The following is an 11,869-nucleotide window of genomic DNA, read 5'->3' as shown; positions in this document are numbered from 1 at the left end:
ATTGTGGTCCCACCTGATCCCATCCCGAACTCAGAAGTGAAACGCAATCGCGCCGATGGTAGTGTGGGGTCTCCCCATGTGAGAGTAGGTCATCGCCAAGCGCCTAATTAACGAAGAAGCCAGCTGAATAAGCTGGCTTTTTTTGTGTTTGGAATTTGTCTTAATCCCATCTATCCATTGCTTCATTCAAATGATTAACCTAGGAGAGTTAATTTCTATGTGATAATGACGATCTTTTAGGTGTTTGCTTATCTTGAATTAAGGCTGTTCTTATCAGTATTGTTACAAGTAACTAAGTGATTGAATTTAGTGAATTATTTTATGAGTCACGGAAGTGGCTATATAAGCAGACTTCTGACTTAAGTAATGGAGGGCACAAACTATTCATTTAATCGGTACAAAATTTTGACTCTACTTAACTTACTTTGTTAATTGCTGACCGTTGTAGAAGTTGTGTTAAATCGATGACTCTATCAGCAGCTTTAATGGTTTCGGGTCGATGGGCAATTACCACTCTGGTGATGTTCAATTTTTTCATCGCTTGATTAACAACCGACTCAGTGACTATGTCTAAGTGACTTGTTGCTTCATCCATAAATAGAATCTTGGGTTCCCGATACAGTGCTCTTGCTAGAATTAGCCGCTGTTTTTGCCCACTGGATAGTGCTGATCCCATATCGCTTATTAAACTTTTATAGCCCATTGGCATCTGACAAATATCTTGGTGGATAGCTGCCATTTGTGCACAACGAGTCAGCTTGTCGACGTCAATTTTATCCGAAAAAAATGTAATATTGTCTTCTACTGTCCCACCAAGTAATTGGTCCTCTTGCATTACAGCGGCGACTTGCTGGCGATACTGAGCTAATCCTAGTTTCACCAACGGTATGTCATCGATTAATATCTCACCTTCAGTTGGTGTTAATAGCCCTAATAACAGTTTCATTAAGGTACTTTTACCACAACCAGATGGGCCTATAATTGCAACTGACTCACCTGCATTTATCTGTAATGTTAAATTGTAAAGTACTGGTTCGGTAACGGAACTATAACTAAAGCAGACCTGTTGTAGACAGATATTTCCGGCCACTTTATGCAGTATTGGATGTGATGGATAAGTTTGTTCTTTGGCTGTTAGGGCAATATCTGCAATCCGTTCGAAATGTAAACTCAGCATGCGATATTCAATCAACTTTTCGATCAACTTACCCATGCGTTCCATAAATTGGGCTTTATAGGCAATAAACGCAAATAACATTCCTGTGGTAAAACTACCCATCATGACTAATTCTGCTGCAAGATAGATAACCACAATATTTTCTGTACCAAATAATAATTTGTTCATTACCTGATACGATATCTCATATTTTCCGAGCTTAATGGTCCTATTCGTTGCTTTAATATAGTGATTTTGCCAAATCGCTTCTCGCTGACTTTCAAATCCGAATAACTTAACCGTCTGAATCGCTCGGATCGTTTCCATAAAGTTTGATTGCTCACCTGCTAAGGCAAGAATTTGTTGCTCTGAGGCTAAGCGTAAGGACTGATATAACACTAATCTTAAGGCGCAATATGCTAGCACGGCTACAATTACTACTAGGGACAATAATGGGCTGTAAAAGAAGATCATGCATAAAACTCCTAGCGCCATAAAACCATCAATAATGGCTTCAATAATACCGGTAGTTAGCAGTTCTCGTAATTGCCTTAAAGAACCAAATCGTGAAACCAGATCCCCCATATGACGTTTTTCAAAATATGCCAATGGTAACCGTACTAGATGATGGAAAAGGTTTCTGGCTAGCTGCACACTCAGTTGGCTGCTGAAATTCAGTAGCACTAAGCTGCGTAAAGCATTGGTGGCAACATCAAACAATAGTAACAAGGCAAACCCTAATGCCAATACTAATAGCAACTGACTATCATTACTAATAATAACGGCGTCTACTACGAGTTGAATGTAGTAAGGTGAGACTAAGATAAACAGCTGTAAAAAAACGGACAAGCTTAATAACAACCCTAACGATTGCTTTAAACCTGTGATCTTAGAAAAAAAGGACGAGAATGTTAATGATTGTTTAGCTTGTTCTGCAGTAAATGTCGCTGTTGGTGTCAATTCTAAAGCGATACCAGTAAATGATTTTGAGACTTCTGTTAGGGATATTCGCCGCACTCCTGAAGCTGGGTCATGAATAATACAGTGTTGAGCGTTCACTGACTTTAGTACTACAAAGTGATTGAGATCCCAGTGCAAGATACATGGCGTGGCTAAGTCGGATAATTCTTCTAATTCAATTTTCAATGGGCGGCTGCTGAGTTGTAGCTGCTCTGCAATATGCATTAGATCCAGTAAAGTACAGCCTTCTAGTGATAGCGAGAAACGTTGTCTTAAGCTATTTAAATCAGTTTGATAGCCATGCATGCTGGCCACCATAGCTACACAGGCTAAGCCGCATTCAGCCGCCTCAGTCTGAACTAGCATAGGTAAACGTCGGCCTGACCAAGTTCTCAACTTATCTTGCAGTGTTGTCATTAGTTTTGACCCTTATCAACAACATTCGGTATAAACAACCATTCCAATAGTCTGCGCGGCGCGGAACTAATATCAACCTCCAATCTCATTCCTGCTCTTAGTGGTAATTTTTTTGCATCTTCCGTCAATGCTAAAGTGAGTTTATAACTCGGCTCAGATAAGGATGGCGCTTCACTTATGCCTACTGGCAGACTTCCTATCTCAACTAGAGTGGCTGTTTGCACACCAAAATGCTGATAGGGAAATGCCTCTACGCGCATTTGTAGCACTTGCCCCAATGCGAGTTGTCCTATAACTCTCGAGGGCACATATACGATTGCGAACAAGGTTTCTGGTTGGGGTAATAACGATATTGAAGGCTTTGATGAATCGATATCTTCACCAGATGGCCATAAAATTTCGGTAACAGTTCCTGCAAAAGGAGCTTTCAATATAAATGATTTTTCCATCGTACTTGGGCTGTGTAGCTTTTGTACTAAAGTCTGATTCTGCTGCACTTGCTCGCCAAGTTGTACTAAAAGTTGCCCTTCGTTGGTTGATTTAGGAGTGGATAGACGAATCGCCATCATGGCTGGCTCTATGTAACCTTGCACACGTTCGTTGCGTTGATACTCGCTAAAATACAAAAAAAGTAAGGCACATAAAATAAGCGCGCTAATTAATACTGTGAAGCCAATAAAACTAACTGGCTGAGTCAAGCTTACTTCCCCTTGCAATCTTTGCTGTTGCTGCACGACAACTTCTTTTCGAAATAAATCGTTCATGGAGCTAAGCCTCCTACTGGTTGCGCGCGCTTGCTTAGATAGATACGCCGTAACATGTCATAAACGACAAACTCTTGTTCTCGACCATAAGCCTTGAATAACCGGTTAGTAAACATATGTAATAACGAGCCTAGTAAACTATCTCGACTACATCTCGCTTGTTGTGACTCAAATAATGCCAGCATTGCCTGGCAACATGGTGCAATCGAAGATGACAACTGCTGTAAACTTTGCTGAATTTGTTGTTTGAATGGCTCAACAGCTTGGTTATGCCAATTTAGTAATTGGAGATCTTGTTGTAATTGTGACTGATAGTATCGATATTTATCGCCCATTTGCTGGCGTAATTCTAAGCCTTCATTAAATTCTTGTGCAAATCCCGTCCGCAAATTATCGATCAGTTTAAATTTCTCGGCGGGTAAATAATCGAATTGAGTTAATATTAAATCTATCGCTAAAATGGCTAAGCGCCACCTCAAGCTGTCATCTTGTTGACTGAATAATATTGCCTGCAACACAAACTGACTGTCCAAACTGAAAAAGTACTCAGCCAAAGGCATCATATGCTCGCCCCCGTAGCGGTCTGTCTCCTGCATGTAAGTGAATAACTCAATGCGATATAAGCCTGAACTGGCTAGAGATGGCGCTAATAAACGATTTAGTGCGGGTAGTAACTCCCCATATAATCGTTCCGGCTCGCCAAAACATCGTAGCCGTAGATGCCAATCAGGATCGCCATAGCGTATAAAGAACCAATGCTTGAACACGCCAACCTGCTGCATTTGCGTTAGCCAAGGTGCCAATTGCTTTAGTAACAGTTGCTCCACACTACTTTGCCCAGCATATAATTTGACACTTAGCCATTCTGAGCCTGGCGCAAACTGCCTACACTTGTCATCGGTTGGGCTCGTCAATGGTGCTAAGTATGGTGTTGCGGCACTATTTGACAGCGGTACGATTATTTCATGCTGGTAAGGGCCATCTGGCCCTTGCAGTAAAGGTTGGTATTTCATCGCGAGAATTTCATTCAACCTAATGTGGCTCTTATGTTTTACCTCTGCCAACAACATTTGGAACATCATATTATTTTGCAGATCGATGAATAGCACATGGTCGGCTATGGCATAGCTCATATGACGATTTAAACCATATTCTTGCTGAAGTTGCAGCCAATGGGATTCAACAAACAGGCCTTCCTGCCATAAGCGTTTCAATTGTGCGACTGGAATATTGCAGTGGGCCTCTTGCAGGACCAGATTATCTAACATTATCCTTGGAACTCGTTTTGCTTTATGCAGGCTATCAGGTAAGGTGAAGTGAGGCATTTGTAAGTTTTGATGTTGAAGTGAGCATAAAAACCGATAAATCCCTAAACTACGATCAGTGAAGTTATGGGCAGAGGATAAACGGGGAATTATTCTTTTTTGTAATCGTTGTGACCATAAACATAATACGTCATTTTCTTGATAGACCAATAGATCGCTGATTGGGATTTGCCACTCATCTGCTAAGTGACTGTCAGCAAGAAAAACAATCTCATAGGCTCTTAATTTCGGTCTAGCGATGACATTGCCTGGACGTCCCTCGGGCATATGTAGCACTTCTGCAAAAAGGACTTCTGGAGAATGTGCTTCTTCTTGAGATAAATGTTGTTTGACCTGTTGCAGCATATCGGTTGATAAATGACAGAAACGTCCGAGTAAATTCGCTGCAGAGGGGCCATAGCAACCATGATAATAGTAAACAACTCGACCATCTTTTTGTTTATAAGCTGATAGATTTATAGCGAAGGAAGCGGGTAATTTAGCTATCAAAGTCGCATTTTCATGCTTAGACAATAACGAATCACTTGTTAATTGCAGCACTGTTTCGTTGGGGGATAGATGGCTTAGAGCTGCGATAATTGTCTGTTGCAATGGTTCGATAATATCTTGTGTAGAGGGAGGGGGGGGGGTGATATTTAACCCAGCTAACAAAGAAGTGTGGTAGCCAATATCGCTGGAGAATGAAATACCAATTTCGTCATCTAATAAGGTCAACAATGGTACATATTGGCTACTAAATCTTGCTTTAAATTTTTGGCTAAAGTCATTCAATGGCGTTTTATAAGGTTTTCGCATCGCTAATAATGCCAATAATGCAGGCATCAAGGAAGATACTTCCACTTGTGATAATTTGCACTGTGAAAATGAACGCAAAATATCAGTCTGTAATAGACGATTCTCGCTTACAGGATATGGTAGTGTTTGCAAGCTACGGTAAATTTCTTGATATTGCTTAATTGGGTTAACAGGTTGTTTATCCATGCTGTTTAACTGAGTTTGAGCTCGTTGCAATATATCTGCACTGCCTGTAGCGCCGACACTTTGTAATGCTTTAATAAAAGTTTGCTCTGGAGAGCCAGAAGTTAACGCTAGTGGTAATTTGACTTGCAACACTCCTGCGGCAAGTAACTGCTTAATATAATCCTGTATGCTCGCAGCATCAGCCGTAGGGTAGAGTTGTTGAAATCCATCTTGTAAAGAAGCAAAGGTTCCTTCCTTCTTAGCGAGTTGCAACATAGCAAGCAAATATTCATCTAATAGCAAGCTACTTAATCGATATTTTTGCTCAGTATCTGAAAAATACGGTTCAATATAATGCAGACCATCAGCCTGTTGTTTTAACGTTGGATTAACTTGGTAACACAATAACGGCCACTTTTCTGCCTGATTTGGTTCACTAAATTGGGCACGAATTGCAGTTAAATAGGCTATGTCAAAGCGGGTATGGCGCTTATCTCGCAGCATCGTATTACACTGTAAGTGCGTTTCATTTGCTACTTGCCCCAAGGTTACGCCTGCAAATAACCCAAATGGAGTCGCTCTAGAGCTAAACCGAATAAAATATTTCAACAAGGAGTTAGTTATTTTAATTGCCGCTTTACTGTTTGGCTGGTGTTGCCAATTAGGCAATCGCTCTATCAATGAAGGGCTAGCAAGATATAGGGCTTCTTGTACAGCGGGGTTTGCTACCCAGCTGGCGAGAAAATCGACTAAGGCTGCAGGCTCAGTTGGTATTTTTCGTAGTTGAGACAAACTTGATCTAGGTGCCCTGATAACAAAGAAGTCGGCAATGTTTAAAGCCCCTATACTCATAATAATTCCTTATAAGAAAAAGCAAAAAAATTATAAATTAATTGTGTTTCAATAAAAGTGCATCTAACCAATTAGTCTCTTTAGTAAAGGCCGTTAGTAGCATTAAACCAATTCCAGCATAACCGCCTAATAACGAATAGTCAGGAAGTGTACAAATAGTGCTATCCACCTCCCTAACTGCATTAAACCCATCTAAGCCAGTAGTTTTATATTGCTCTAAGGTGTATTCGAACCAATATTGTGCAGCATTGGAAATAATGGTGTTATTGTAGTAGTGAGTTATCACTTCAAAAATTAATGCTAATCCAGCACTGCCATGACAGATACCTGTATCTTGTATTTGGCTGCTTTCTAGCCGACGTACTGCAGATTTCAAGGCAATACTTTCTCCAGCGAGGATAAAATCGTTATTATTAAGTTCTTTACCTGTACGTAGCAAAGTTAAAGCTATTGTCGCATCCCCATAACACCATCCGAGCCGAGATTGGCATGGGTGACCTGTTATGTAAGAAAAACAACTATCTAATTTCTTAGATGCTTGTTGTTGCTGAATGAGCCATCGACAACTTCCTTCTAATAGATTGCTAATTTCGTTATGTAGTTCATGATGTGTTAATAATGGAATAAGTGCAGCGATAATTGATGGAACTCCATGAGCTAAGCCTAAATTAAATTCTGGCTCGCTTGTAGTCTTATTGAATCTAAAAAAAGAGTTTTTTGAGACTTCCCATGCACCCATTCCATCATTAAATGAGTGCCAGTGATTTTTTAGATTTTTCAATATTGCTCGAGCTAAAGGTAATCCAAGTTCAGCATTTTTACGTCGGGCAATATAAACAGAAAATCCACTAAGTCCCCGAATAAACTCTAATTCACCATCCCAGTGTTCTTGTTCTAAATACTGAAGTAGGAGTATGTCCGTATTGTTATTGAACTCTATTTGGTAGTTTTCGCCATGCAAGAAATACTCGTATAACCAAGCAATACCAGTTAGTCCGTAACTAAATGCTGGTTCTGAATGTAGAAAAGGAAGTTGTTCATCTATGATTGTCATTCGTGCTGAAAATTCATTTTGGCTTGCTAGCTCAGGAAATTTTTTATGCAATTGCCAAAGATAAAGCTGCTGCCCAGCTAGACCTGTTAACAATCCAACCCCTTGCTCTTCAATTGATTTCTCAGTATTTTCTACTAATGCGGAAGTAATGTCGCACAATGCCTGTCTAGCAAGGATTGATTGTTGGGGATGTTTAAATTGCATTAACAATCTTCTCTTTTCATGGAATGTAAAAGTGCAAAACAGACTTATTGGGAATAGTAAAAGGGCATTTAGAACATGCCCTTTAAACATAGAGTTAATAAAATATGCGATACAACAAGCTATTTTTATTATCTGCTATATTCACTATGGAATTTGACAACAGCGTAAAGTGCTACCAGTTCGATCGGAAGGACAAGTGTATGCGTTAGCTGTGATTTCACCGCAGGAACGGGTTCCGACTCCGCCAGCAATTTGAGGTGTTAGTTCACTTGGTAAAACTTTCTTATCTTGTGACAGATTCACTAATTCAGTTTTTTTTAATTTAAGTTCCATCATGTTATTCCTTTTACTTGACTAGTAATTTTGCCGCATCATTCGGGCAACCTATTCTTAACATTGTGGGCAGGAAGTTGGAATAAGTATAAAGAATGAGTTAGTTAAGCCTTGTGTCAGTCTTAAGTTTTGTTCTATCTATTGTTGGATTGTATGAGTCCTTTAAATTCGGTTGATTAAGCGAGTTTTTTATTGATTTACGGTTTAAGCAAGATTGAGATAACATTTTTGTTATATTTTAATTTGTTTTGGGCTCGATATAATGGTTTGTTAACTATCGAATGGATATCTTTTACGCGAAATGTATTGTTTTTTTAGAATTCTATTTGTTCAATTTTGAGTATATAATATTACGTGTGCTTGTTGCTTTCCCTATGGATTCAATTATTTATTCATGTGTGGTTGCAAGGTTGTCGGATAGTACTGATTACCAAATCAAATGGCCTACTACTCTTCTAGAAATAACATCATGAAAGTCACCAGTCTCATATTATAAGGGACTGGTGTGACAAGAGAAGTGAGCTAGATTGCTTATATAGAACTATTAGGTTTATGACATTTAACTAAAAAACTACTTATTAATCTTATCCTTAAACTGTTTTTTGGTTGCGTCATCGGCGAGGTGATACCAATAATCCAGCATATGGCTGATTTCGGCTTGAGTCGGCGAGTCTGGCGCTGCGCCTTGTGTTATTGCTGCTGTTGATGCGGCAGTACTGGTGGCTATGGCTGTTGATGGTGCAGAAGTGGTAGCAGGCAGCGTTGGAGCACTCGTTGCTGCAGATAATTGAGGCTTGCTTTGCACCGCAGCAAGCCTTATCGAGGCAGGATGCTGTCCTTGATTGTATTGAAAGATTTCCTGTTCGAAGTTTCGGCCTATCTGAAGCCCGTTTTTCACTAATCTGTCTTGCTCAAAGCTAATCGCTTGATTGTGCTTATCTAACAGCGTGAGTGACGGTGACTCATCGAACTGCTTTGCGGCTTTAGCCGAGTCGATATTGGGCAGTTTGAGCTGTAATGCTTGGTCGGTTTCGTTAAAGCGGATGATCAGTACGTCCGATTGATAGCGTACCGAATTAGCCTGTTTGCGGTACTGGGCATTGTAGCGAAACGCGATTTGGTTCAATCCATCACTCAGCGTGACTGGCGAGGTGTTTGATGGCTTTTGTCCATTCACGGTTAACAGCTCGACATCACTTGGTAGCTGCAGGATAACTTCGGCACTAACGGGTTGCAGGCTGGCAAGCAGTATGGCGGATGCGCACAGGATAGAGGGGGATTTCATAGGCTTTCTCTTGGTTGATATCACGCACTAATGATAAGTGAGATGGCCGTTAACACAAAGTGGAGAGCTAAGCCGATGATCACAAAGGACACTCAAAGCACTATACATTCATCGATATTTGGTTGGGATCTAGAATAAAGAAAAGGCTCACAGGGAGCCTTTTCTTGTCTAAGTACGAGACTGAGTTTAGCCTGATATGGGCTTAACCTAAGCGTAATAACGCAAATTACTTCGCTTTATCTTGGCTTAGGTTGATGCGGTACACGGCAAAGCCGAGTTCATCTTTACTAATCTTGGTCATTTCGCGTTGTTTATTGGCTTCGATAAAGGCAGCGGCTTTATCGCTATCTTGGGTCTGGAAGCGAATATCTAACGCAACATTGGTGCTGATGGTTTTGAAATCCCAGTTGTAGTCAGCACTTGGGTTGACCATGCCATCATACTTGCCTGTGGTTTCGTTGAACTGAGATTGCGCCGTGATGTAGGCCGCTAAGGCTTCACGGTTAGTATCTGGCAGTTCGAGTACCACATGATCACTGCCTGTACCGGCAAACTTGCCACCAAAGGCGCGGTAGTTATTTGAGGCCACGATAAATTCTTTGGCCGCAAACTCTTCGCCAGTGAAGACTTTACCGTTGGCATCTGTGTAGCTTAAATCGACGATACGGTTAGCATTGGCATTGACGACGGCGCAGTCGCGGTCGAACTTGCTTGGTTGAGTGACATCAATCTTGTAGGTCAAGCCATCGAGCACGTCGAAGTTATAGGTTGGGTGACCATCCCAGTTGATTAATTCCTGCGGCGTGGTTTTGGTTGGATCGATTTGATTGAATTGGTTAGCCGAACACTCCAGCCAATCTTTCAGTTCAGCACCCGTCGCTTTGACCGCCACCATAGTGTTGGGGTAGAGGTAAAGATCGGCGGCGTTTTTAAAGGTCAATGCGCCTTTATCGACTTGTACGTATTGGTCTGCATCGCTGGTTGTACCGTGGCGACCACCGGCTTTGAATGGTGCAGAAGCCGATAAAACAGGTAGATCTTTTAATGCCTCGGGGAGTTTTGCTTTAACGTTAGCAATTTGCGCGTCAGAAACGATTTGTACGGTTGGATCGTCCTGCACTAAGGTCAAGAAGCTATACATATCGGCGGCAGCAACCCCAATTGGCTCGTCCACAAAGGCGAGTGTCCCTTGGTGCTCGGCGGCGACAGCATCATGGATGGCGGCGTCGGCTTCGACTAATGGTGTTTTAGTTGCGCCATCATAGATAGGACGTGCCTTAGTGGTGGCACTGAGCACAGACCACTTACCGTCTTTACGCTCGAGTTTAAAGTCGACCACACCTAAGTTGTCACCCCAGCGTCCAGGCATGACGGCTGGTACACCATTTAACAGACCTTTAGTCACGTCTGTGTTAGGTAAGTCGGCATATTTGGCATCGGGGAAAATAGAGTGGCTGTGACCAAAGAGGATGGCATTAATACCGTCGACATAGGTCAAGGCATAGGTTGCGTTCTCTGCCATAGGATCGCCAGGATTTTCGGTCGAACCAATACCAGAGTGTGGAATTGCGATAATCAAATCAGCGCCTTTTGCTTTCATTTCAGGCACATATTTCTTGGCAGTCGCCACAATATCTTCAACCGTTACTTTGCCGGTCAGATTTTGTTTATCCCACAATAAGATTTGTGGTGGCACAAAACCAATATAACCAATCTTAATGGTTTGGTTATTTCCTTCGCTATCGACGATTTGTTTTTCTTTAATGATATAAGGGGTGAATAAATGTTCACCTTTTTTGACATCATTCCAGCAACCCTTATCGTCGGCACAATAGACGTTGGCGTTAATATAAGGGAATTCTGCACCATGAAGTGATTTATTTAGAAAATCTAAACCATAGTTAAATTCGTGGTTACCGATATTACCTACTTCGTAATCTAATAGATTCATCGCTTTATAGGCGGGGTGAACATCGCCCATTTGCAGGCCGACTTTAGCCATATAGTCACCCATAGGACTACCTTGAAGCAGGTCGCCGTTATCTACGAGTACACTGTTTTTGGCCTCTTTACGGGCGGCATGGATCAGGCTTGCGGTACGTGCCAGACCAATTGTTGGGTCTTCTTTACCACTGTAGTAGTTGAAATCCATGATATTTGTGTGCAGATCCGTGGTTTCTAATACACGTAAATCCGCTCGAACGATTTGCTCATCATCCGAGCCACAGGCGCTTACGCCTAGGGCAGCAGTGATCATCACTGCGAGTAGTTTTTTATTTAACATCGTTTTCTCTATTTATATTTATTTGACCCTAATACATGTTCTTTTGAGAACATGCCCATCATCCTGTTAATTCATAACGAAAGAACCGTTAGGTTGTCGCGTCATTTAGTTAACGGACGGGGATTATAAAGAGATTTGATGATCTGAATGTGACATTAATTGGATAAAAGCTGTTTCAAATTGTGACTAGGCGCTTGATTGATTAATTTGTGCACCATGTCTGCGGTATTTTTATTCATCGGCTGGTTAATTCGATGTTGCCAGCTATTTATTAA

At 41.3% G+C, this 11,869-nt stretch carries 6 protein-coding genes and 1 rRNA gene; 1 reads left to right on the top strand and 6 read right to left on the bottom strand.

All coding sequences use genetic code 11. The features are described from left to right. Positions 1-101: ribosomal RNA gene (rrf, locus tag L2713_RS12610) — 5S ribosomal RNA — on the top strand; the annotation flags it as partial. Between the two features lie 314 nt (positions 102-415). On the opposite strand, the gene L2713_RS12605 is transcribed toward rrf, so the two are convergent. The 6 genes from L2713_RS12605 to L2713_RS12580 all read right to left on the bottom strand — a co-directional run bounded on the left by L2713_RS12605 (position 416) and on the right by L2713_RS12580 (position 11,594). Continuing rightward, on the bottom strand, positions 416-2,533 hold the full coding sequence (locus tag L2713_RS12605; protein WP_248968129.1) for a peptidase domain-containing ABC transporter: 2,118 nt from the start codon (positions 2,531-2,533) through the stop codon (positions 416-418). Then, a complete protein-coding gene (locus L2713_RS12600) occupies positions 2,533-3,297 on the bottom strand; it encodes an HlyD family secretion protein (RefSeq protein WP_248968128.1) in 765 nt (254 codons plus the stop codon). Before L2713_RS12600 ends, L2713_RS12605 begins: the two co-directional genes overlap by 1 nt. After that, positions 3,294-6,434, bottom strand: a complete 3,141-nt coding sequence (locus L2713_RS12595; RefSeq protein WP_248968127.1) for a lantibiotic dehydratase — start codon at positions 6,432-6,434, stop codon at positions 3,294-3,296. The genes L2713_RS12600 and L2713_RS12595 overlap by 4 nt, the downstream gene beginning before the upstream one ends. A gap of 37 nt (positions 6,435-6,471) precedes the next feature. Next, positions 6,472-7,692, bottom strand: a complete 1,221-nt coding sequence (locus L2713_RS12590; protein WP_248968126.1) for a lanthionine synthetase LanC family protein — start codon at positions 7,690-7,692, stop codon at positions 6,472-6,474. A 904-nt stretch (positions 7,693-8,596) separates the two neighbouring features. Continuing rightward, a complete protein-coding gene (locus L2713_RS12585) occupies positions 8,597-9,310 on the bottom strand; it encodes a DUF2057 domain-containing protein (protein WP_248968125.1) in 714 nt (237 codons plus the stop codon). 226 nt (positions 9,311-9,536) lie between these two features. Then, complete coding sequence (locus L2713_RS12580; RefSeq protein WP_248968124.1) at positions 9,537-11,594, bottom strand: bifunctional 2',3'-cyclic-nucleotide 2'-phosphodiesterase/3'-nucleotidase; 2,058 nt, start codon at positions 11,592-11,594, stop codon at positions 9,537-9,539. Positions 11,595-11,869: the final 275 nt, after the last annotated feature.

Source organism: Shewanella seohaensis (genome assembly GCF_023283775.1).
Taxonomy (GTDB): Bacteria; Pseudomonadota; Gammaproteobacteria; order Enterobacterales; family Shewanellaceae; genus Shewanella; species Shewanella seohaensis.
The sequence above is the reverse complement of the archived record's forward strand: the minus strand, read 5'-3'. Positions and strand labels throughout refer to the sequence as shown.